The 22,438-nt window shown below is 64.6% G+C and carries 15 protein-coding genes; 9 read left to right on the top strand and 6 right to left on the bottom strand.

The window, feature by feature from the left end:
* Window positions 1-17 precede the first annotated feature (17 nt).
* The 4 genes from AB1286_RS12115 to AB1286_RS12130 form a co-directional block, all read right to left on the bottom strand.
* Window positions 18-467, bottom strand: a complete 450-nt coding sequence (locus AB1286_RS12115; RefSeq protein ID WP_430363512.1) for a hypothetical protein — start codon at window positions 465-467, stop codon at window positions 18-20.
* Between the two features lie 144 nt (window positions 468-611).
* Window positions 612-2,030 carry an HlyD family type I secretion periplasmic adaptor subunit gene (locus AB1286_RS12120; protein WP_430363513.1) on the bottom strand — a complete coding sequence of 473 codons (1,419 nt, stop codon included), beginning with the start codon at window positions 2,028-2,030 and terminating at the stop codon, window positions 612-614.
* Between the two features lie 6 nt (window positions 2,031-2,036).
* Window positions 2,037-4,157 carry a type I secretion system permease/ATPase gene (locus AB1286_RS12125; protein ID WP_430363514.1) on the bottom strand — a complete coding sequence of 707 codons (2,121 nt, stop codon included), beginning with the start codon at window positions 4,155-4,157 and terminating at the stop codon, window positions 2,037-2,039.
* Between the two features lie 69 nt (window positions 4,158-4,226).
* Window positions 4,227-5,723, bottom strand: coding sequence for a TolC family protein (locus tag AB1286_RS12130; RefSeq protein ID WP_430363515.1), 1,497 nt, complete (start codon window positions 5,721-5,723; stop codon window positions 4,227-4,229).
* Window positions 5,724-6,129: 406 nt separating this feature from the next.
* Here AB1286_RS12130 and AB1286_RS12135 point away from each other — a divergent pair, with 406 nt between their 5' ends.
* Window positions 6,130-7,062, top strand: a complete 933-nt coding sequence (locus AB1286_RS12135) for a hypothetical protein (RefSeq protein ID WP_430363516.1) — start codon at window positions 6,130-6,132, stop codon at window positions 7,060-7,062.
* On the opposite strand, the gene AB1286_RS12140 is transcribed toward AB1286_RS12135, so the two are convergent.
* Window positions 7,039-8,295 (bottom strand): multidrug effflux MFS transporter, encoded by a 1,257-nt coding sequence (locus AB1286_RS12140; RefSeq protein WP_430363517.1) that lies wholly within the window; start codon window positions 8,293-8,295, stop codon window positions 7,039-7,041. The genes AB1286_RS12135 and AB1286_RS12140 overlap by 24 nt on opposite strands.
* Before the next feature lie 430 nt (window positions 8,296-8,725).
* Window positions 8,726-8,893 carry a hypothetical protein gene (locus AB1286_RS12145; protein WP_430363518.1) on the bottom strand — a complete coding sequence of 56 codons (168 nt, stop codon included), beginning with the start codon at window positions 8,891-8,893 and terminating at the stop codon, window positions 8,726-8,728.
* A gap of 678 nt (window positions 8,894-9,571) precedes the next feature.
* Here AB1286_RS12145 and wecB point away from each other — a divergent pair.
* The 8 genes from wecB (at window position 9,572) to AB1286_RS12185 (ending at window position 22,408) form a co-directional block, all read left to right on the top strand.
* Window positions 9,572-10,771, top strand: coding sequence for a non-hydrolyzing UDP-N-acetylglucosamine 2-epimerase (wecB, locus tag AB1286_RS12150; RefSeq protein WP_430363519.1), 1,200 nt, complete (start codon window positions 9,572-9,574; stop codon window positions 10,769-10,771).
* Between the two features lie 103 nt (window positions 10,772-10,874).
* A complete protein-coding gene (locus AB1286_RS12155) occupies window positions 10,875-13,097 on the top strand; it encodes a cellulose synthase (RefSeq protein ID WP_430363520.1) in 2,223 nt (740 codons plus the stop codon).
* On the top strand, window positions 13,094-15,283 hold the full coding sequence (locus AB1286_RS12160) for a glycosyl transferase family protein (RefSeq protein WP_430363521.1): 2,190 nt from the start codon (window positions 13,094-13,096) through the stop codon (window positions 15,281-15,283). Before AB1286_RS12155 ends, AB1286_RS12160 begins: the two co-directional genes overlap by 4 nt.
* Complete coding sequence (locus AB1286_RS12165; protein WP_430363522.1) at window positions 15,280-17,727, top strand: NfrA family protein; 2,448 nt, start codon at window positions 15,280-15,282, stop codon at window positions 17,725-17,727. Before AB1286_RS12160 ends, AB1286_RS12165 begins: the two co-directional genes overlap by 4 nt.
* Window positions 17,728-17,787: 60 nt before the next feature.
* A complete protein-coding gene (locus AB1286_RS12170; protein ID WP_430363523.1) occupies window positions 17,788-18,540 on the top strand; it encodes a hypothetical protein in 753 nt (250 codons plus the stop codon).
* 46 nt (window positions 18,541-18,586) lie between these two features.
* On the top strand, window positions 18,587-19,603 hold the full coding sequence (locus tag AB1286_RS12175; protein ID WP_430363524.1) for an alginate O-acetyltransferase AlgX-related protein: 1,017 nt from the start codon (window positions 18,587-18,589) through the stop codon (window positions 19,601-19,603).
* On the top strand, window positions 19,600-20,787 hold the full coding sequence (locus tag AB1286_RS12180) for an alginate O-acetyltransferase AlgX-related protein (RefSeq protein WP_430363525.1): 1,188 nt from the start codon (window positions 19,600-19,602) through the stop codon (window positions 20,785-20,787). Before AB1286_RS12175 ends, AB1286_RS12180 begins: the two co-directional genes overlap by 4 nt.
* Before the next feature lie 13 nt (window positions 20,788-20,800).
* A complete protein-coding gene (locus tag AB1286_RS12185; protein WP_430363526.1) occupies window positions 20,801-22,408 on the top strand; it encodes an MBOAT family O-acyltransferase in 1,608 nt (535 codons plus the stop codon).
* Window positions 22,409-22,438 lie beyond the last annotated feature (30 nt).

The raw sequence follows: 22,438 nt of genomic DNA on the forward strand, positions 1-22,438 counted from the left end.
GATGCGGCTCTCGAGGGTTACTGCACTCTAGTAATCTTGTAGATCGGTTTTCCGTTCTCCTTATCGTAGAGGTAGATCACATAGTCAACCGTGTCCGTCGTTCCGTCTTGGAGCGATGCGCCGAAACAAACGGGGTCCTCGGTGAGAAGCTTTATATCGATGATCGAAGTTCTAAAGCTCTGAAGCAGAAACGGATTGCTCTCGCCGTAACGAACGACAGGCTCGCCGTGATATCGGGTCTCGGGACCGAGGTAGTACGGGTCTCGCACCGGGTAGCGTCGTGTGCAGCCGGCGCTTGTTCGGGCTTGAATCGATGCATGGGTCTCCGCGACTTTTCCCTTTTTGTATAGCGCGTTAAAGACCAACCAGGAGTAGTCGAGAAGCGATACCGCCATCACTGCGCAGCAAGCGATTCGCACGCCGATATAGTGATCCGCTAGCCATTGCCACTGTTTTTTTGAAAGCATGAGTGTCAGTCGATATCGTTAAGATGTGTCGTCCATTCTTCGCTCTAACGGCTACGCGGACTTAAAAGATCGAGCGCGCGGCAGCTGCCGGGACCTGGAGGCAGCCGCTCTCGCTCAACTTGCGCGCCCATGCAGCGCCGAACATCACCGCTCTCTCAAACTCTCCGACCCATACTCGACAAGCGGGCTCAGGAAGTACTCGGCAACGCGCCGCTTGCCCGTCTTCACCTCAACGGTCACGGCCATCCCCGGCGACAGCTTCACCCACTGCCCTTCGATACGGAGTCGATTCGTCGGCAAACTGACGCGGATCGGATAGATCAACCCTTGCTTCTTGTCCTGCGTCGCGTCGTTCGGCACCTTCGTGACCTTCCCCGTGAGATAGCCGTAGCGCGTGTACGGAAACGTGTCGATCTTCACGACAGCGTCCTGCCCAGGCTTCACGAAGCCCACATCCTTGTTCTCGAGATTGGCTTCGACCTCGAGCGTGTCGTCGGGGACGACCTCCATCAATGCCTGAGCCTGCGTCACGACACCGCCGGTCGTATGCACGACGAGCTGTTGAACCGTGCCGTCGACGGGCGCCGTCAGCAGCATGCGCTTCACTTGCTGCCCGGCCTTCGTCTCTTCGGCAACGTATTGAGGCAACTGCTGCTGCGCTTGATTGAGCGCGTCGAACTGCTCGCGTCGAAATTGTTCTTCGGCGGCCTCGATGGTATGGCGTTGTTCGGCGATGGCCGCTTTCAACTCGTTGGCGTGACTTTGCTGGACCCGCAGCTCCTGCTCTTGTTCGATACGCGTTTGCTCCTTCTCCAGATAATCCTGGCGAGAAACGTATTGCTGAGCGACGAGCGCGCGATACGCCTCGGCCCGCTCCCTTGCCAGCGGAGCAGTCTCGCTGAGTTTCTGAATTTGCCGCTCGGTCGTATCGAGTTCTGCGGTGCGTTTGACGAGTTCCGAATTCATCTCGTCGATCTTTTGCCGGTATTCGCCGTATTGGCTGTCGGCGAATCGCTGCGCTTCGGAAAAGCGCGCCTCGGGCACGTCCGCCATCGGCGCGAGCGTCGGATAGGTGCCGGCCTTTTGAGCCGCGAGCACCGCCGTCGTCCGCGCGATCGTCAACTGGGCGTCGACTCGTGCAGCGTGGGCCTTGGCCACGTCGGCCTGGGCTTGCGTCACGTCGAGCTCGATCAGGCTTTGCCCCGCTTTTACGCGCTGACCATCCTCGACGAGGATGCGCCTGACAATGGCCGTATCGAGCGGCTGCACGATCTTCACGCGATCGTTCGGAATGAGCTTGCCCTTGGCCGTCGCCACGATGTCGAGCTTGCCGAAAATCGACCAGACGAGCGCAAGCAACGCGAACGCCAACAGCGCGCGCATCGTCCACTTCGGCGCCGGATGAACGGGTGTCTCGGCCAGTTCGAGATGCGCCGGAAGAAACGCGAGTTCATGCGCAAGCCGCGACTCGCCGTCGAGCTCATGGCGCACCCGCCACGCGGCGTGCAGCACGCCGCCGTAACGCTTGAGAAGTTCTTTGAAAGCCAGAAATCGTTCGCTCATGGTTGCTCACGCCGCTTGAAGTTCGACAAGGCGTGCGTAATAGCCGTCTTGCTGAAGCAGTTCTTCGTGCGAGCCCATTTCGACGATCTGGCCTTTATCCATCGCGACGATCCGATTCGCGTCGCGAACGGCAGACAGCCGGTGCGCGATGACGATAACCGTGCGCCCGGCGCAAATGGCCCGCATGTTGTTTTGAATGGCGCGCTCGGATTCATAGTCGAGCGCACTGGTCGCTTCGTCGAAAATCAAAATGCGCGGGTTGCCGATCAACGCGCGCGCAATCGCGATCCGCTGGCGTTGGCCACCCGATAAGCCCGAGCCGTGCTCGCCCACGACCGTGTCGTAGCCCTGCGGAAATTCGACGATGAAATCATGGGCGCCAGCGAGCTTGGCCGCCGCGATGACGGCATCGAGCGACTGCGAGGGATCGCTTAGCGCGATGTTCTCGCGGATGCTTCGGTTGAAGAGCAGGTTTTGCTGCAAGACGACGCCCACCTGTCTGCGCAACCAGGTGGGATCGGCGAGCGCGAGATCGATGCCGTCGATGCGAATGCGTCCGCTGTCGGGCACATAAAGACGCTGGAGCAATTTGGTCAGCGTGCTCTTGCCCGAGCCGGAGCGGCCGACCACCCCGATGACTTCACCGGCGCGGATGTCGAGCGATACGCCTTTGAGCACTTCTTGACCGTCGGCTTTGTACTTGAAGCGGATCGCTTCGAACGAGATATCGCCGCGCAACTGCGGCAGCGTTTGGCGGCTCTGCGGCGTTTCGGTGCGCGTATTCAAGATGTCGCCGAGACGCTGCATCGAAATGCCCACCTGCTGAAAATCCTGCCAAAGCTGTGCGAGGCGGAGCACGGGCGACGCGACGTGACCGGCCAGCATATTGAAGGCGACGAGCTGTCCCACGGTGAGCTTGCCGTCGATGACGAGGCGTGCCCCGATCCACAGCGTCGCGAGCGTCACCAGCTTGCCGATCAGCTGAATGGCTTGTTGGCCGAGATTGGCGAGGGTGCTGACGCGGAAGCCCGCGCTGACGTAGCTCGCCAATTGCTGATCCCACTTGCGCGTGAACTGCGGCTCGACGGCCATCGCTTTCACGGTTTCGATACCGGAGACCGTTTCGACGAGGAACGACTGATTGTCCGCGCCGCGCGCGAATTTCTCATCGAGGCGATGTCGCAGTACCGGTACGAGCAGGCCGGAGATCGCGGCATAGCAAGGCAGCGAAAGCGCGACGACGACGGTCAGCCGGACGCTATAGACACACATCGTGGCCAGAAACACCAGCGAGAAGACGATGTCGATCACGGCCGTCAGCGCTTGCCCGGTCAGGAAGTTGCGGATGTTTTCGAGTTCGCGCACGCGCGCCACGGTGTCGCCGACGCGGCGCGCGGCGAAGTACGGCAGCGGTAGATCGAGCAAGTGCCTAAAGAGCCTGGCGCCGAGCTCGACGTCGATCCGGTTCGTCGTATGCGAGAACACGTAGGTACGCAGCCCCGTCAGCAAGATCTCGAACACGGAGCAGACGAAGAGGGCGATGCAAATGACATCGAGCGTAGTGAGTCCGCGATGCACGAGCACCTTGTCCATCACCACCTGGAAGAACAGGGGGGTGACGAGCGCGAAGAGCTGGATTGCGAACGAGACGCCCAGCACTTCGCCCAATAGCCGCCGGTATTTGACGACGGCCGGAATGAACCATGTGAAATCGAAGCGCTGCAACTGGCCGACGAGCGAGGCGCGCGATGCGATGAGGACGACGCGCCCCGTCCAGCGCGAACACAAGGCGTCGAATTCGAGAATCTGAGGTCCGCTGTCGCGCGGATCTTGGATAAGGACCTTGTCGGCGTCGGCCTTCGCAATCACGAAGTGATGCCCTTCCTTGTCGAAGGCGATACAAGGCAAGGAGGTCTTGGCGAGCCGCGCCGGCTCAACGGTGACGCTCCTCGCCTTCAGTTCGAGGGAACGTGCCGCGAGCAGCAGGTCCGATTCGGAAAGGGGCTGGCCGCCGGCGCTGAAGCGATGACGGAGGGTGTTAGGGTCGGCGGCGATTCCGTGGAAGCGGGCGAGAACGACGAGGGCCCAGAGTCCGGCGTCGTTCGGCGTGGCGTCGTGTTCGGCCATGAGTGACGTGCGATGGTTTGACGTGTTGTTGTGCAAGGAAGGGGCTGCGCCTGGCATCGCTCGGTGCGATCAGTATCCGGCGACCTGCCACATCCCCAATGTCCCAAGCTTCGACGCAAGTTGCAGTCTCGATGCTCGCCAGTCGGTTAGGGCGCGGACGCGCTCTTCCTTGGCCGTGGCGAGCGACGATTGCGTCGACAGCAACTCGAGCAATGCGCCTACCCCGGCCGTGTACCGGTGCTGCGCGGCGACATACGCGCGCTGCGCGAGGTCGAGCAACGTCGCGCTGTTGGCGACGTTGGCCGTGGCCGTTTGCACGGCTTGATAGGCCGTCCAGACGTCGAGCCCGGCTTGAAGCTGCGCTTCGTCGACGCGGTACCGCTCGAGATCCACCTGCGCGCGCGCTTCGCGAACCGTATAGACGCGCCCGAATCCCTCGAAGAACGGAATGGTGAGTTGGACCCCGACATACCAGTCGTGGCCCGTGGCGGGATATTGCGGTACGCCGAGCCCGAGGCTGGCCGGCTGGTTGTTACGCGTGTATTTGGCGACGAGGCTCAGGCTCGGCAGACCTTCGGCGAGACTTTCGCGTTCCTTCGCGGTGGCGGCATCGAGTTGTGCCTGCGCGGCGCGCACGCTTGGATGCGTGCGCCGCGCTTCATCGATCAGCTCGGCAATCGATTCTTTGAACTGCGCATCGGCCGCCACACCGCGATCGACGGCCGGCAGGGCCATCGGCGTGTCGGGCCGCATGTCCATGTCCGCGGCAAGGGTACCCAGCGCGGCTTGTAACTCGCCTTCGGCTTTTGCCCTGTTATAGACAGCCTGAGCGAGCGAGGTGCGCGCTTGCAATTCGTCGCTGATGGGCGCGACGCCTTTGTCGACGCGAGCGGTGGAGGCCGTCACGGTATCGTCGGCGGTGCGCTCGATTTCCCGCGCGGCCGTGACGTTGCCCTGCGCGGCTTGCGCGGCGTAATAGTCTTTGCTGACCTGGGCGAAAACTTCTTGTAAGGCGGCCTCGTGCGAGGCCGTCGCGGCTTCGAGCAGCGCCTTCGCATTGTCGAGCGCGGCGCCGCGTGCGCCGAAGTCGAAGAGCACCCAGTTCAGCGACACGCTTTCCGTACGAATCGTCGCGCGTTGGCTCGAGCTTAGCGTGGGGTGCCCCGTTACGTCTGTGACGGAGTCGTCGCGCACCCCCTGCCAGGAACCCGTCATCGTCGGCAGATAGGCGGCGCGTTTCACACCGACTTCCGCCGCTTGCACCTTGATGCTTGCCCACGCTTCGCGCGTCTTCGGATTGCCGCACAGCGCGCGCTCGACGGCATCTTGCAGCATGAGCGGCTCGGGCAAAGCGTCGAACGTGCACGGGCGAGCCGATTGCAGCACGGGTTGCGCCGGTGTGGCGGGCGTATGGCGCGATGTGAGGAGTACGTCGAACGCATCGAGCGCGTTCGCGGGAGCGGCGGCAAAAGGCAGCAGCGCTAAGCATGCGAGTACGACGGCGTGCTTGATCCGATCGCCGGCGGGACGACGCTGCGATCTAAGCGGTGGGACTTGATGCTGCAAGCGCGCCGCGACGTTCAACAATCGTGAAACAAAACGACGCCCTGCCTTAGGACTAGGCAATACCGACAAGATGAGCTTCCCCGTTGCGACGGCCCGCGAAACTTGGAAAAAATTTGTAATATTTATCTCGAGCGCGAGTATGGGGCTTTTATCAGACAAATTTCAAGTGAAATTTTGTCGTGCGATTGCGTAGTTTTGTCTAGTGCGCTCGGGCGCCTCGCCGTTGCGCTTGTGGGCGAAATGGGCTCGCTTCGAGCCCATGTTCGAAGGATGGGCGGATGACATTCGGATAAACTATGCGAAAGCTTGTTGAGTACCCCTAACTGCTGCTCTCCCACACGCCTGGGCATCGACGGATTGTTGGGGATCATCCCAATACGAACAATAAGTCGGTGAAGGTTGGTTCATGCCAGTGCATATCGTTTATCTCTCTCACGGCGGCAAGAAGTATTACGATCAGGCGCGTTTCAGCGTCCTGACCCTGCTTCATCTGCTAATCGAACAGAAACGTACCGACGTGCGTATCGTCGTCTATACCGACGACCCTACGACGGTGCCGGAGCATGAGCTTGTCATTTGCATGCCGCTTACGCGTGCCCAGCTTTCGGCGTACCGGGGTCCGTTCGACTACGTTCACCGTATCAAATTGATGGTGCTCCGGGAGGCGGCGCGCCATTTCGGCTCGGCTTTGCTTTACGTCGATTGCGACACGCGCTGGTTGGCGCTGCCCGACGACGTCTTTGCCCTGCTGCAACAAGGCGGTCGCGGTTGCATGCACGTCCAGGAGGGGCGCTTCAATGCGAACTTTTTCCCGACGTATATGGCGGCGATCGAGCGATTCGCCCCCCAGCTACACGCGCTCGGCGTACGCAATCTGCGCAGCGATTTGATGATGTGGAACGCCGGGGCGATCGGCACGCCGGCCGGCTCCGAGTCGTTTTTCGCGAAAGCCATCGCAGTCAACGACTTTCTGCTCGAGCGCGTGAAGCCACGCAATTGGGTGGAGCAGCTCGCGATGTCGCTCGTTGCCGAGAGCGAGTTCGACATGACCGCGCTCGGCGATCGCCTGCATCACTACTGGAATTTCAGTTACGAGGCGCCCATCTATCTGGCTCGGATTTTTGCCGAGATGGGCTCGGCGAGATCGGTCGAAAGCCAGGCGCGATACTGCGCGGAGCATGAGTGGAGCATATCCGAGCTCAAGGCGCTGCAAGCGGCGCCCGAGCATAAGCGGCGGCGCCGTTTCAACAAGTGGCGCAATTCGGTCGCCAAGCGAAAGATCGACTTGCGCGTGATGATCGCAAGGCTGCGCAAGCTAGGCAGTCTCTCGCGCACCTGATCGGGCGAGCTGCGATAGGCTCAGATGCCGCAACAGTTTCGTGACCATCGCGACGACCGTCACCGCGAGGATCACGAAGAAGATCGCGAGCGGCATCAACGCATGCACCGACACGAAACCGGCCAACCCCATCATGGCCGACGACACGAGCAATAAGGCGCAGCCGAGCACCGCACTCGTCAACCCCGCGATGTGCGGGAACAGCGAATTGCCCTTGGCCATCAACGTCGGATACATGGCGCCGGCGCAAAACCCCATCACGAGCACGGGCGCCGAGAGCGTCCAAACCCGCAGACCGACCGTCGACGCGAGCGCGAGCATGGCGAGCGAGGCGGCGACCATCGTCCATGCGCCCACACGCAGGCGGGTTTCGGCCGTCGGAAAGCGCGGACCGTGCAGCCGGTTCGATAGTCCGCCGAGGAAATACATCAGTCCGATGCCGAGCGCCAGGTAGCCGAAATACGTCGGATCTTTGTGCAGCGTGATCTGCACCATGAACGGTCCGACGATGTTGAACACGAGCAGAATGCCGTAGCACAACCCTTGCGCGAGAAAGCAGCTTTGGAACACGGGGCTCGACAAAACCATCCGTGCATTCTTGACGAGCGTGCGCGGCTCGAGATGCACCGGCGCCGGCAGCGTCTCGCGATAGCGCCAGAGAATGGCCCACATCAGCAGCGAATAGACGAGCAGAAAGACCAAGCATGATTTCCAGCCGAACGCCGTCTGCAAATGCGCACCGATAACGGGCGCGACGATCGGCGCGAGTCCCCAGGCGATCGACATGTAGGTGAACGCATGCATCAACGCCTGGCCGGAAAACGTGTCGGTGATGATCGCCTTGGCAAGCAAGTTCGTCACTGCGATGCCGAAACCCTGTAGGCAGCGGGCGAGAATGAACGTCTCGAGATTCGGCGCCGCAAGCGATAGCGCGCAACCGATCGTATAAATAATGAGGCCGAAGGCTAGGACGCGCTTGCGTCCATAAGCGTCCGCGACGGGGCCGAAAATCAGTTGGCCGAGCGCGTACGCCGCCATATAGCCGGACACGCTCGACTGGATCGCTTGCGGCGAGGTGGCGAAATAGCGGGCCATGGCCGGCAGCGCCGGAACGTAAATGTCGATGGCGAGTTGCCCGGCTGACGCGAATAGGCAAATCAAAAGCAGTAGAAAGCGCGGGGAGTTGCGCCGACGAACGGCCGCGCGGGCATCAAGGGAAAGATCTGAAGTCATCTCGGCATCGAAAAGCGGGGACAGGTGCGCCGGCGGCGGTTCGCGCAGGGCCCGCGGGCCCGCTCGGGAAGACGGTCGTGCGCTATTGTAGTGACTACTGATAAGGCTTGCTTGCCGTGGGGATATCGGCGATTTAGGTGTCTATCGCGCGGCGCTCGGCGCGGATGAGTTGCGGTGAGCGCATCGCGGACCCCGGCTATCATGTGACGGAGAGCTAGAAGGCAGTTTCCGGAGCGCGTTTCGAACTGACACGGCGGCAGGCTCCATGCTGCCTTTGCGGCCATGCGCCGATTAGGCACGCCGCTTTGCCCAAGGATGGCTGGGATTGACGATGCGGATCGATGAGGACCGGTTTCAAGTTTGGTTGACTCAGATGAGCGGCGCTATCGAACGGCTTCGCCGATCGATCCCCGCCGACGTCGCGGTCCGTTTAGATTTTTCCGGCGATTCGCTGAACGCAATCGAGCAATTCGCGTTGGCGCGTTTCCCCGCTATCGACGATGTCAAACGGCGGCGCGAAGCCGACCTGGTCGACGGTATGGCGCGCTATGTCGGAGAGGTTTTCCGAAAACATCTTGGCGGACAGTGGATTGTCCATTCCGATACTTGCAATGCATTTCACGGATTGCCCCAACTTACCGGTATGACCGGGCAGTGTTCGCCATTGTGTCCGCTGACGCTTGTCACCGCTTCGGTCGATCGTCGAGTCGGAAACTTCATCCGAACCGTGTTCGATAATGCCGTGCGTAACGCAGTCGACACATTGCGGACAAGCTGAGGCATGCGCTTTCCGCATGCCGATGGTTGAATCGTTTGCGCGATCGCGCCTGACGAATTCTTAATTTTTATTACATCGGTTTCGTCGGCGATTATGTCATTTGTAACATACGTATTTGGCGCGAAATGATCTGACCTTTGTTGCTGTTTTAAGTCGATTTGCTCGCGTCTTTACATTATGTGCAGCTGTCGCGGATATGCGACATCGATCCTGAAGCATTGGTCAGTCAATCGTTTGCGCCCCGGTATTTACGATTGTTTGCGAAGAATTTAACGATTGTTTGCATGACTTCTTCTAAGATTTCAGAAAATTCGCTCCCGGTGCGATAGCGCGGCAATCCATTGCGAGAACGACTCTGCGTGAGTCGTTCGATTTTCGCCTGCGCGCCCCAAAACCATACGACCACGCCGCCATTTCAACCGCACACAGCGTAGACCTCGTCCGCGCAATGCGTGCTGCGAGAACGCGCGACACATGCATTCACGGGGAAGTCATACGATGTCGTTAAAGATCCTGTCCGTTTTCGGCACCCGTCCCGAGGCCATTAAGATGGCGCCCGTCATCAAGGCGCTCGAAGACACCCCGGGTCTGGAGTCGATCGTCTGCGTGAGCGGCCAACATCGGTCGATGCTCGAACAGGTGCTGGAGCTATTCGACGTGCGTCCCCGCTACGACCTCGCGTTGATGACGGCGAACCAGACGCTCAACGGTCTCGCATCGCGGTTGATCTTTTCGTTCGACGACGTACTCGCTCAAGAGCGTCCCGACTATGTGCTCGTCCATGGCGACACGACGACGGCGTGCGCCGCCGCCATGGCGGCCTTCCATCGGCGTGTTCCGGTTGCCCACGTCGAGGCGGGACTGCGCACGGGCGATTTGTCGAGCCCGTGGCCCGAGGAGATGAACCGCCGCATCGTCGATGCGATCAGCGATCTCATGTTCGCGCCCACTCAGAGCGCCAAAGCCAATTTGATGGCCGAGGCGTTGCAGGGACGTATCGTCGTGACGGGCAACACCGTCATCGACGCCCTCTACGCGACGACGGCGCGCATCGATGCGGATGCGGCGTTGCGTGCCAAGCTCGACGCGCAATTGCCGTTGCTCGACCCGGCGAAGCCGATCGTGCTCGTGACCGGGCACCGCCGCGAGAGTTTCGGCGACGGTTTCGCTTCGATCTGCACCGCCATCGACGAGCTCGCGCGCAGCGGCGACGTGCAAATCGTCTATCCCGTTCACCTCAATCCGAATGTGCGGGCGCCCGCACGTGCTCGCATCGGCGCCACGCCGGGTGTGCATTTGATCGAGCCGCTGGACTATCTCGGCTTCGTCCGCCTCATGCAGCGCGCGGCGATCGTCTTGACCGATTCGGGCGGGGTGCAGGAAGAAGCGCCCGCGCTCGGCAAGCCCGTGCTCGTCATGCGAGATGTGACCGAACGGCCGGAGGCGCTCGAGGCGGGAGCGGTCCGGCTCGTCGGCACACGCACCGATGCGATCGTGAACGGCGTGCACGAGCTGCTCGATGCCCGCCGCGCGGGTGAGCGCGGGCGGGAGCCCATCAGCCCCTACGGGGATGGCCTCGCCGCGAAGCGCATCGTCGCCGCGATCGCGGGCACCCCGTTCGATGAGTTCGCCACCACGGTGCGATCGAGCGAGGACGCGAGTTTGCCCGACGCCGTCGAGGCGGCCGCGCAGCTCTGACGCCGGTCCGCGGTCGGCTCGCGGCGGTGCAGCGGTTTGCGCTGCCGCGACTCCCGTCCGCCCGAGCCCTTTCAACTTTGCGTATTCAATCCGGTACCCCGTGATGCCCACTCTCACCCCGCGCGCCGTCGTGCGCCTTAGGGTCGCCTTGTGCGCCGCACCCGCTTTGCTGCTCGCCCATTTAACGCCCGCGTTGGCGCTCGATACCGCATCAAGCGCGCTGGCCGATGCTTTTGCGCATATGGGCGAGCATCGCGTCGTCGCGCGTAGTGTGTCGCTCACCGATCTCGGCTTGCACGAGCCGCTTGTGCTGTCCGCGCCCGATGCGCGTCACGAGTTGTACTTACCGGTGCCCGCGGGCTTGCCGATCGACGATGCGACGCTGCAATTGGACGGTGGATATCTGCACGCCGACGGCGGCCGCACGACGATGCTCGTCTCGCTCGACGGCTCGCCCGTGCTGGCTCGCGGCTTCACGGACACGCAAGGCACCGCGCAAGCGAGCGTCGGCGTGGACGGCGCGCCGCGTCAGGGTGGCTTCGTGCGCGTGGGACTGCAATGGTCGTCGATCATCGACGATAAGCTGTGCACGGACCAGACGGCCATCGGCAACGTGCTGCGCGTCGCACCGAGCACGCGCCTGACCTACCGGTTCGATCCGAGCGCCGTTGCGGACGTGCGCACCGCATGGAGTGCGCTGCCGATGGCGCCTGTCATCGCGATCTCGGGCGAGCACCTCGGCAGCACGGCCTTCGATACGGCCTGGCGAGTGGACACGCTGATGGAGCGCGAGGGCCGTCGCCCCGTCGTGCACGCCTGGCCGCAGTTGGGCGAGGCCGTCGAGGTCGATGCGGCCGACGTACCCGCGGCACTGCGCGCGGTGCCGGCGTTCGCGGCGCTCGCCGGCGGCGGTCACGTGAAGCTCGCCGATCCGGCGCAGGTCGGCGCCGCCCTCGTACTCGCCGCGACGAGCGCCTTCGCACCCGATGTGATCGTCGCGGACGACGCGTTGCGTCAACAGGCGAATGCGGCGCTCGATGCGCTGCGTCAGCAGATCGCCGCGCTGTCGCCGGCCGGCGCCACCGCGTTCGATGCGTGGCGTGCGCGTGCGTTCGCGCCGATCACGAGCGCGCTCGCGGTGGGCGAACTGCGCCTTGCCCATCTACCGGGGCGTGTGGCGATCGTCGTGGGCGATCCCACCTCGGCGCAAGCGCTCGTGCGCGACTGGAAGCCGATCGGCGTCGCCGATCGTTATGTCGTGCACCGGCTCGACGAGGGGCCCGGCCCCGACGTGAAGCGGATCTCGCTCTCGGCACTGGGCGGAGAGCCTCGCACGCTGGACGTGCTCGGCCGGGCGACTTGGGACGCGAGCTTCGATCTCGCATCCGTGGCCGCGAACGGCAAGCTGCCCGACGAGGTTGTATTGGATGTGGCCGCGGCGCCGACGCCCCATCGCGACGGCAACATCGCCTCGGTTTATTTGAACGGCGTACTGATCGCCTCGAAGATGCTCGACGAGAACGGTAAGCCGCAGCGAATCGCCGCGCACGTGCCGCGCTACGCGCTCGCTCCGACGAACGTGCTGCGCATCGTCTTCCAACGTCGTCCCGACGGCGCTTGCGAAGCGCGCTCGCAGGGCTATCCGGTCGCCGTTTTGCCGACGAGTCATCTCACGCTCGCCCGTGCGGAAACCGACGACGACTTCATCGGCATGCTCGCGCGATTTGCGACGACGGCGAACATCGTTGTGCCCGCGGCCTATCTCGACAATGCGACGCAAGCCGTATCGCGTGTGGGACGCTTGGCCGAGGTGGTCGGCATCGCGCCGACGCGTGCAACGCTTGCGGTCGTACCGGCGGGTGCCGGCGCGGCCCCGAACGGGCCGTTCCTCGCGATGGACGTCGCGCTGCACGACGAGCAAGCGAGCCGTGCCCGCTTGTCGGCAAACCGCCTGACGCTCGTAGATGGAGCGGGGCATACGTATGCCGATGTCTCGGGACTCTCCAACCTCGCCGTCATCGATGTGACGAGTGCGAACGGGGCGGCCGGCATCGCCTATCGAACGCTGGGGCAGCAAGCGCCGCAGGTGCCGGCTACGCTGCGTCTCGCGCGCGGCGACGTCGCGCTCGTTGCGTCGGATGCGGTTGCGCGCTTGTTCGATTCGCGCCATCCGGGCGAGGTCGTCACCGACCGCGCCGCCGACGATGCCTTCTCGCGCCGCTTGCCCTGGCTCGTTGCAACGGGCGTCGTAGCCGCGCTACTTGCCCTGTTCGCCATCGCCGGCATCGAGCGCCGCCGCCATCGCGCCAAGGGCGACGCACAATGAATCTCGCGGCGTGGACTTGGTACGGCGGCTATGCCATGGGCCGCTACTTCACGGTGCTGGAGTTGCTGGCCGCCGTGGTCGCCGTCGCCATTTTCGTGTCGAGTCTCGACGATCTGTTCGTCGATCTTTGGTATTGGTCGCGCGAGACGTATCGGCTCATGACGGTTAAGCGCCGCTACCGCCCGCTCACGGCCGAGCAACTGCAAGCGCGCGAGGAACAGCCGATTGCGATCATGGTGCCGGCCTGGCTCGAGTACGACGTCATCGCGGCCATGCTCGAGGATTTGGTGCGCGTGATGGATTACCGGCACTACGTCGTATTCGTCGGTACCTATCAAAACGATGCGCGCACGATCGAAGAAGTCGAGCGTATGCGACGCCGCTACCGGCAACTGCGCCGCGTCGAGGTACCGCATGACGGTCCCACCTGCAAGGCGGATTGTTTGAACTGGGTCATTCAGGCGATCTTCAAGTACGAACGCGAGGCGGACATCGAATTCGCCGGTGTCGTGTTGCATGACAGCGAAGACGTACTGCATCCGCTCGAATTGAAGTTCTTCAATTATCTGCTGCCGCGCAAAGACATGATCCAGTTGCCCGTCGCCTCGCTCGAGCGGCACTGGTTCGAACTCGTCGCGGGCACCTATATGGACGAATTCGCGGAGTGGCACGCGAAGGATCTCGTCGTTCGCGAAAGCCTGGCCGGCGCGGTGCCCTCGGCCGGCGTGGGGACCTGCTTTTCTCGGCGGGCGTTGCTCGCGCTGATCGCACAGACCGACAATCAGCCGTTCAACACCGAGAGCTTGACCGAGGATTACGACGTGGGCGCGCGCCTGGCCAAGCTCGGCATGCAGTCGATCTTCGCGCGCTTTCCCGTCACCTTCGCGGCACGCCGTAAGACGTGGTTCGGCCTCGGCCCAGTCCGGGAATTTACGCTGACGATGCCGCTTTGCGTACGCGAGTTCTTCCCCGATACGCTGCGCACGGCATACCGGCAGCGCGCACGCTGGACGCTCGGGATCGGATTGCAGGGGTGGCGGCAGACGGGTTTTTCGGGCTCGCTCGCCAATCGCTATCTCTTGCTGCGCGATCGCAAGGGCACGGTGACCGCGATCGTCGGCATGCTCGCGTATGTGCTCGTCGCGCAGTTTCTGCTCTTCGCACTGGCCGATGCGCTCGGCGTTGCGCCGCCGTTCGCCGCCTCGCCGCTCGCGGACGCGGGTTGGTTTCGCGCGCTGCTCTGGATCAACGCGTTTGCCTTGATGCTGCGCACGGTGCAGCGCATGTATTTCGTGACGCGTTTATACGGCTGGGAGCATGGACTGTTGTCGGCGCCGCGCATGGTGGTGGCGAACTTCATCAACTTCCTGGCCGTCGCACGCGCCTGGCGCCTATTTCTCGTGCACGTCGCCACGGGCAAGCGGTTGGCTTGGGACAAGACGATGCACGATTTTCCGTCGGCCGATGGCCTGCTCGATCGACGCCAGCGCCTCGGCGAGCTGTTGATTTCCTGGCAGGCGATCGACGCCGAACAACTGCAAAGCGCGCTCGGCGAGGCGCATGCGCGCGAAGCGCCGCTCGGGCGCGTGCTGATGGCCAAAGGTTGGCTCGACGACGAGACCCTTGCCGAAGCGATCGCTTTCCAAAGCGAGCTGAGTCGCGGCACGCTGGATGTCGCCGCACTCGAGCGTCATCGCGATCAACTGCCGCTCGACACGATCGTGCGCTATCGCGTCTTGCCGCAAGGCGTGAGTGCGGATGGGCTCGCGATCCTGCTCACGGCCAGTCCGCTTGGCGATGCATTGATCGCCCAATTGGAGGCGCAGCTCGGCGTCGGCGTCGAGCAACGGATCGTGCGCGAAGGCGATATCGCCTCGGGGTTGCGGCGCTTGCGCGGTGTTGCCGACACGCAAGCCGGCGAGCGCGCACGCATCGACGACATGGCGGTCCACGATGGACAAACACAAGGCCAGGCGGCACGTGTTCCGCTGCTCGGCGACTTGCTGATCGAGCGCGGCTATGTGCGCCGGCAAGCGTTCGAAGCCGCGCTGACCGACTACCTTCCCGACCGGCATGGCCGCATCGGCGACTTCATGGTGGCGCGCGGTGTCGTCTCGCGCGAAGCCATCGAGGATGTCGTGCGAGAGCAGCGTCGCGTCAGCGGGATGCCGGGAGCGCTGGCATGAGCGTGCGTCTACAGTCACTCGTTTGTGCCGCATGCTTGACGTTCGTGCAAGCCGCTGCGCACGCCGCCGACGTCGCACCGCCGCCGCTGACGGGCGCCGCCTACCGCGTGGCCGAGCAAGCCTACGCCGAGTACGGCCGTCACGACTATGCGCAAGCCGTCGCGTTTGCGCGCGAGGCGATTCGGCAACGGCCCGACGTGCCCGAGCTGCGCCTGTTGCTGGCCAATGCGCTGGCCGCGCGCCATAGCTACGCCGCGGCGAGCGGCGCGCTTAGCGACGCGATCAAGGCATTCGGTCCGCTGCGCCCGCTCGTCAAGCGCCGGGCTCAGATCGATGCGTTGACGGCGGCGGCGGCGAAGATCGTCCGTGCGCAGCCGCTGCCCGCGGATGCGCTGACCGGCGATGCGTTCGCGGCGGCGCAAGGTGCCTATCGCGCCTATGCCGAGAAGCGCTATGCCGATGCGGCGCAAAGCGCTCAGCAGGCGATCGCGCTCAGGCCCGATGTGCTGCGCTTGCGTCTATTGCTCATCGATGCGGCGAGTGCGGCCGGTAACGATCTGCTCGCTTGGCAAACCGACGTGCAGGCCGTCAAGCAGTTCGGCGATAGCGAGGATCTGCGGCTGCGCCGCACCTTCATCGGCAACGGCCTCGCTCCGCAAGCGTCCAAGCGCGCGTTCGCCGCGCGCGAAGCCGGCGATTTGAGCGCCGCGATCGCGGCCGGACGAGAAGCCGTCGCCTATGCGCCCGACAACACCGACTATCGCGTTGCGCTCTTCGACAAGCTCGCTACCGCAGGCGATTGGGCGGGGCTCGAAGCGGCCGCGAGCGATGCGATCGCCTACGACGACACGGCGGTGCTGCCCTACGTGTTCCGCGCTTATGCGCGCGTGGCGCAGCAGCAGACGGAGCAAGCCGACGCCGATTTGGAGGTCGTCTTCCGCGACCACGACGAGACGCGCGCTACGCTCAATAGCGCGCGTGCGATCGCGGCCGACGTCTGGATGGCCGAGGATCGCACGCGTCAAGCGGTGGACCGGCTAACGGCCGTGCATCCGACCGGGGACGATACCGACGCGTTCGTCGCCGAACGCTTGGGGCGTGCGCGCCGGCGCCTCGCAGCCGCACATGCTGCCGCGCTGACGCTTGCAGCCGCGCGTCCCATCGTCGATTGCGAGAACGACCCCGACTTCGGAGAAAGCTGCGACGTTTGGCCGGCCGATCCGGGTTATGCGGCGGGACGTGCGCTGGCGCGCGCGAGCGAGCGCGGCGACAAGCAAGCCGCCTTGCGCGATGCGCGCGAAGCCGTCGCCGCGGCGCCCGATAGCGCGCAGCATCGCGTCGAGCTGGTCGATGTGCTCGACGATGCGGGCCGCACGGGGGAGGCGGCCGACGTGGCGCGGGCGCTGATCGCCGACGGCCTATTGGATTCGCTGCCGCCGCTCGAAGCCGGCTACGTCGCATTGCGTGCCGGCAATAACGCACAAGCGCTTGCGGCGTTCAAACGGGCCGAGGCGCAAGGCAAGCTCTCCGCGACCGAGCTCGCCGATGTCGGTTTCGCCGCCGAGGCCGCGAACCACGATAAGGAGTCGGCGCGCTACTTCGAGCAGGCCATCGACAAGCTCGCGGCGGAAAACCGCCGCCCGTTGCGCGGTGCGGCGAAGGGCGCGGCCGCTCAGCAGCTCGAAGATTTGCGCGCGGCGCACTCGGAGGCCACGCGCCGGTGGGGCTTCGACGCGACGCTCGACTATCGCGGCGCCGGTTTGCAATCGGGCTACGCGAGCACGCCGCGTCCCACCACGAGCAATAGCTGGCAAGCGGGCAGCGAAGTGTACTGGCGTCCGTTCGGTAGCCTTGGCGATCGTATGTTCGAGCTTTATGCGCGCGGCTACGAGACGTTCGGCGTGGCAAGCGGCGGCGGAGCGAGCGGCGCGAGTTCGCTTGAAGCGGCGTTCGGTGTGCGCGGCAAGCCGTTCGCCAACATCGACGCGATCGCCGCCTTCGAGCGCATCGTGCCGATCGGCTCGCAAGCGCAGGGCGATTGGCTCGCGCGGCTCGCTTATTCGGGCGGCATCGGCACCGAGCGGCGCATCGACGTGCCGTCTTGGTGGACGCTTTCCGCGTATGCCGAGGGCGGGCATTACATCGTCCACCCCTCGAATTACGCAACGGCCGTGCTCGAGGCGGGACGCACGTATCGGATCGACCGGGTGAGTCCCGGCTTCACCGTGTTCCCGTATCTCGTGGCCGGCGCCGATTACGACACGGCGATCGATCGAAGCGTGCCGGTCGGCACCGGGGTAGGCATGACGGCCCGCTATGCCTTCCGCGACGGCCACTACGACACGCTGCGTTCGTCGGTCGAATTGTCGGTCCAGTACCGCTGGAAAATCTCAGGCGACGATCGTGCGCGCGGCGTGTTTTGCGGCGCGGTCTTCTCTTACTGAAGCGGGCCGCCCGAGCACATTCGATTTTATTCAGGACAACTTAGAAAGATCGAAACGATGATGAAACGAACCTCAGGTCTGCCCCGATGCGTGCTCGCGACGGCGGGCCGCGCGACGACGTATCGAGCCCTTGCCGTTGCATTGATCCTCGCGGCCGCCTCCACCGAGGCCTATCCCGCCGCGGACGATGTCGCGAGCTTGTATGGGCCCCAGCCGCCGGCCGATGCGACCTATCTGCGCGTCGTCAACCTGTCCACGCATACGGCGAAGCTCGCGCTGCCGAGCGGGGCGCAGCCGATCGAGCTTGCGCCCGGTGCGGCGAGCCGCCTCGATGTCGTGCGCCCCGGCACGGCGCTGAAGGTGCGCGTCGACGGCGGCATACCCACGGGATCGGAGGGCGCGGCACCGGCAGCCGGCGCCGATACGGTGGGCGAGACCATCACGGTGGCGCTCGAGCGCGACGCGTCGGGCGCCTGGCGGGCGACGCCCATCGCCGCGCCGGCGGCTAGCGCGGACGCGCTGCGGGCTCAATTGCGCGTGTTCAATTTCGTCGAGGGATGCGACGGCAAGATCGCGCTCGAGCGCAGCCCCGCATCGGCCGTCTTCACGGGCGTCGCCACGGGCCACGCGGCCTCGCGCTCGATCAATCCCGTCGCGGCCTCGCTTGTCGCGGTATGCGGGCAAGCGGTGTCGCCGCCGTTCGAGCTGCCTCGGCTCGCGGCCGGCCAAAGCTTCAGCCTCTTTCTGTCGGGCTTAGCCACGCATCCGGTGCTCAGCGGCGCGTTGGACGCGCTGAACTGGCCCGCGCGATGAGCCGCGCCGTCACGCGCCATTTAGATTTCTAGAGGTCACTTCAGCGATGCAATCGAATCATCTTTCACTTGCGGGCAGCGTGCCCGCTTTGCGCCGGCGACGCTTGCTACTCGCCCTGGCGGCCGCGCCGTTCGCGGCCGGGCTGTCGTTCGTCCCGCGCGCGGCGCTGGCGGCGCGGCAAGCCGTGATCGAGGGGCGCGACCGCTGGTTGTTTCCGGGCTGGGAAAGCTATGTGGACGACGATACGGCCGCCTGTCTCAAAGTGGTGGACCTGATCGGCGCGGCCGCCGCCAAACTGAAGGCGCACGGCATTCGCTGCACGATCATCGTGGCACCGCTGAAGGCGCGAGCCGCCGCCGACAAGCTGCCCGAGGGCACCGCGCTTTCCGCTGCGGTCGCGCAGCGCTACGCGGCGATCCTCGCGCACGGCAAGGAAGCCGGTATCGATTTTGTCGATGCGGTAGCGGCGCTCGCGAACGTCGATACCAGTCAAGACAGCACCTACATCCGGGCGGACTACCACTGGTCGGCGCATACCGCCGAGGCCGTTGCCGATGCGACGGCCGACCGGCTGTCGGCGGCCGGTGCGTTGCCGGGCGAGATGTCCGCGCCTCCCGCGCTCGGCGAATGGACCGAGGCAATGGACTTCGGCGATCTCGCCACGTTGCTGCCGCCCGAGCGCCGGCGCGTGATCGGCAAAGATCGCTTCATCGTGCGCGAGCAAGCCGATGACGGCGGCTTGTTGGCCGATGCGGTTCCGGTCGTGCAAGTGGTGGGCAACAGCATGGTGCAGCCGTACCTCGGCTTTCCGCAGCGGCTCGCGCATACGCTCGCGCGCCCGGTCGGGTTGACCTGGACGTTCGGCGATACGGGGCCGTGGAAGACGCTGCTGAACTACCTCGAGTCGCCGGCCTTCGCGAAGCAAAAGCCGCAAGCGTTGGTGTGGCAGTTCAACGAAGGGCAGATGGCTTACGGGCCCGGCGCGTCGGGGCAGTGGGACGCCCCGTCGATCATTGCCGAAGGGGCGTGGCTCGACCGCGTCGAGAAGGCGCTGGCGCGATGAGCGAGGTCGCGCACCGGCATGAATCCGGCTCCGACGGCGAGCGCGAGCAGGAGGCATCGCGCGCGCGCGCCGTGTTGCGGCAGGGGCATCGCGCGATGTCGGCGTGCGTGGCCGCGCTGCTCCTCGCGGGATTTGCGCTGGCGCTCACCTCGCTCGCCAAGCATGCGAAGACCGACTCGACGCCTACGCTCGAGGATGCCGCGGCGTGGCGTAGCGGCGACGCGATACGCGCCGTCGATCGCGCGATCGACGTTCCTTATGCGGCGGCCTTGCGACGGGCGAGTGCTGCCGTGCGATACCGCCTGTTGGGCGACTTGGGGCCGCAAGTCAGCGAGGGTTGTCCCGGTTGGCTCTTTTATACGAATGGACTGCGTCCGCCGCCGCAAGCACTCGCGCCGGCAGAGGCCAAGCTGCAAGCGCAAATCGCCACGATGCGCCGGTATGCCGATGCGCTCAAGCGCCAAGGCGTGATGCTCGTCGTTGCGACAGTGCCCGATAAGGCTCGCGTCGAAACCGAGGCGCTGTGCGGTTTGCATCAGGACGCACGCATGACGTCGCGCTGGAACGCGTGGCGCGATGCGCTCGCGAGCGAGGGCGTCGCGCAGGTGGACTTGCTCGGTCCGTTGACGGCCGCGCGCCCGGCGTTTTATCGCACGGACGTGCATTGGAACGCGCGAGGCGCGCAAGCGGCTGCCGATGCGTTGGCCGCCGCCCTTTTGCCGCGCGTCGGCGGGCGCGGGCCGACGCGTTTCACGACGACGCAAGACGCGGGCGTGCGCCCGCGCGTGGGCGATCTGCTGCAACTGGCCGGACTGGCCAACGTACCCGACGGCTGGCGGCCCGCCATGGACGTCGAGGTCGCCGAGACGATCCGCGCCGAGCGCGCCGGCGGCTTGCTCGACGACACGCCGCCGGCGCAAGTGCTGCTCGCCGGCAGCTCGTTCTCGCGGCGCAGCGGCTTCGCCGATCGTTTGGGGCGAGCACTAGGCCAGGAGGTATGGAACGTGAGCTTGGACGACGGACGATTCGATCGGGCGCTCGCGGCAATCTGGGCGCAGCGCGCCACGTGGCCGCGCTCGCTGCGCGTCGTGGTCTGGGAGATGTCGGAGGACGGGTTGTCCGAAGCCCCTGTATCGGCAGCGGCGCCGACCGGCAAGGCCGGCGACTCGAGCCGCCGAGACTGAGAGGAAGATACCGATGCTGTTCAACTCGTTCGTCTTCCTGACGCTCTTTTTGCCGATCGCGCTGACCGTCTACTACGCGGTGGGCGCTCGCTCGCCGCGCCTTGCCGCATCCTGGCTGTGTCTATCGTCGTTCGTCTTTTACGGCGCATGGGCGCCGGCGTTCGTGGCCTTGCTCGCGGCGTCGATCGCTTTCAATTACGGCATGAGCCGCGCGATCCTCGCCTGCGCGCCGCGCTCGCGCGGCCGACGCGCATGGCTCGCGACAGCGATCTGTATCGATATCGGCTTGCTCGTGCGATACAAGTATTGGGCGGTGACGGCCGGTGCGCTCATCGAGTGGTTCGGCTTGTCGCCGCACGGCTGGCTTGCGCATACGTCGGCGAGCGTCGTGCTGCCGCTCGGCGTGTCGTTTTTCACGTTCACGCAAATCGGCTACCTGCTCGATTGCAATGCAGGGATCGTCAAGCGCTCCGATGCGCTCGGGTTCGTGCAATTCGTCACGTTCTTCCCGCATCTGATCGCGGGGCCGATCCTGCATCACAAAGAGATGATGACGCAGTTCGCTCAGGGCGAGACGTATCGGTTGCGGGCGGAAAACATCTCGATCGGCGCGAGCGTCTTCACGATCGGTTTGGCCAAAAAGCTGTTGCTGGCCGATCCCATCGCGCCATATGCCGACGCCGGCTTCGCGGCGCCCGGCGCGTTGGGCGCGTTGCCGGCTTGGGGCACGGCCCTCGCTTACGCGCTGCAACTGTACTTCGACTTCTCGGGCTATTCGGACATGGCCGTCGGTCTGGCGAAAATGTTCGGCGTGCGCTTCCCGTTGAACTTCAACTCGCCGTTCAAGGCCGCTAGCATCATCGACTTTTGGCAGCGCTGGCATATGACGCTCACGCGTTATCTCACCGCGTATCTGTACTACCCGTTGTCGATGCGGATCAATCGCCGGCGAGCGTCGCGCGGCTTGCCGATCGGGCGCGCGGCGCAAGGCTCGCCTTCGGGCTTCGCGGCGACGATTGCCGTGCCGACTTTCTACACGATGGGCCTCGCGGGGATTTGGCATGGCGCGGGTCTTCAATACCTGATCTACGGCCTATTGCACGCGGCGTATCTGACCGTCAATCACGCTTGGCGCAACTGGCGCGCGTCGCGCGGCGGGCCGGCGCCGTCCTCGACCGGGTTCGGTGCGCGGGTGCGCCATGTTGCGGGCGTATCGACGACCTTCGTCGCCGCGCTGGTGGCCTTCGTCTTTTTCCGCGCGCATGGCGTGAGCGATGCGCTCGCGATGCTTAAGGCGATGGCCGGCATGCGAGGCCTGGGTGCGAACGCATGGCCGCCGCTCGACGCCGGCGTGCACGGGTTCGCTTGGCTGCGGCTCGCGTTGGGCCGGACGATGCCGGCGCCGCTCGTGGCGCTAGCGCTTGCGATCGCTTGGTTCGCACCGAATTCGCATGAATGGATGGGGCGCTTTTCACCCGCGCTCGAGCGCGCGTCGGGTGCGGTGCCGGCGCGGCTCGCATGGTTCCCGTCGTGGCGTTGGACGGCGGTGGTGGTGCTGCTCGTGCTCGTATGCGCCGCGCAATTGCACGGCGAAGTGCGGTTCCTGTATTTCCAGTTCTGACTCAGTGACTGTTTCTATTCGAAGGGAGAT

Origin of the sequence: Trinickia sp. NRRL B-1857, assembly GCF_050470685.1 — a bacterium.
In the GTDB taxonomy this organism is placed as follows: domain Bacteria; phylum Pseudomonadota; class Gammaproteobacteria; order Burkholderiales; family Burkholderiaceae; genus Trinickia.

What these genes read in the sequence shown, in the direction of transcription:
- AB1286_RS12115 (WP_430363512.1), bottom strand. Translation starts at nt 467, where the DNA reads ATGCTTTCAAAAAAACAGTGGCAATGGCTAGCGGATCACTATATCGGC.
- AB1286_RS12120 (WP_430363513.1), bottom strand. Translation starts at nt 2,030, where the DNA reads ATGAGCGAACGATTTCTGGCTTTCAAAGAACTTCTCAAGCGTTACGGC.
- AB1286_RS12125 (WP_430363514.1), bottom strand. Translation starts at nt 4,157, where the DNA reads ATGGCCGAACACGACGCCACGCCGAACGACGCCGGACTCTGGGCCCTC.
- AB1286_RS12135 (WP_430363516.1), top strand. Translation starts at nt 6,130, where the DNA reads ATGCCAGTGCATATCGTTTATCTCTCTCACGGCGGCAAGAAGTATTAC.
- AB1286_RS12140 (WP_430363517.1), bottom strand. Translation starts at nt 8,295, where the DNA reads ATGACTTCAGATCTTTCCCTTGATGCCCGCGCGGCCGTTCGTCGGCGC.
- AB1286_RS12145 (WP_430363518.1), bottom strand. Translation starts at nt 8,893, where the DNA reads ATGGACAATCCACTGTCCGCCAAGATGTTTTCGGAAAACCTCTCCGAC.
- wecB (WP_430363519.1), top strand. Translation starts at nt 9,572, where the DNA reads ATGTCGTTAAAGATCCTGTCCGTTTTCGGCACCCGTCCCGAGGCCATT.
- AB1286_RS12155 (WP_430363520.1), top strand. Translation starts at nt 10,875, where the DNA reads ATGCCCACTCTCACCCCGCGCGCCGTCGTGCGCCTTAGGGTCGCCTTG.
- AB1286_RS12160 (WP_430363521.1), top strand. Translation starts at nt 13,094, where the DNA reads ATGAATCTCGCGGCGTGGACTTGGTACGGCGGCTATGCCATGGGCCGC.
- AB1286_RS12165 (WP_430363522.1), top strand. Translation starts at nt 15,280, where the DNA reads ATGAGCGTGCGTCTACAGTCACTCGTTTGTGCCGCATGCTTGACGTTC.
- AB1286_RS12170 (WP_430363523.1), top strand. Translation starts at nt 17,788, where the DNA reads ATGAAACGAACCTCAGGTCTGCCCCGATGCGTGCTCGCGACGGCGGGC.
- AB1286_RS12175 (WP_430363524.1), top strand. Translation starts at nt 18,587, where the DNA reads ATGCAATCGAATCATCTTTCACTTGCGGGCAGCGTGCCCGCTTTGCGC.
- AB1286_RS12180 (WP_430363525.1), top strand. Translation starts at nt 19,600, where the DNA reads ATGAGCGAGGTCGCGCACCGGCATGAATCCGGCTCCGACGGCGAGCGC.
- AB1286_RS12185 (WP_430363526.1), top strand. Translation starts at nt 20,801, where the DNA reads ATGCTGTTCAACTCGTTCGTCTTCCTGACGCTCTTTTTGCCGATCGCG.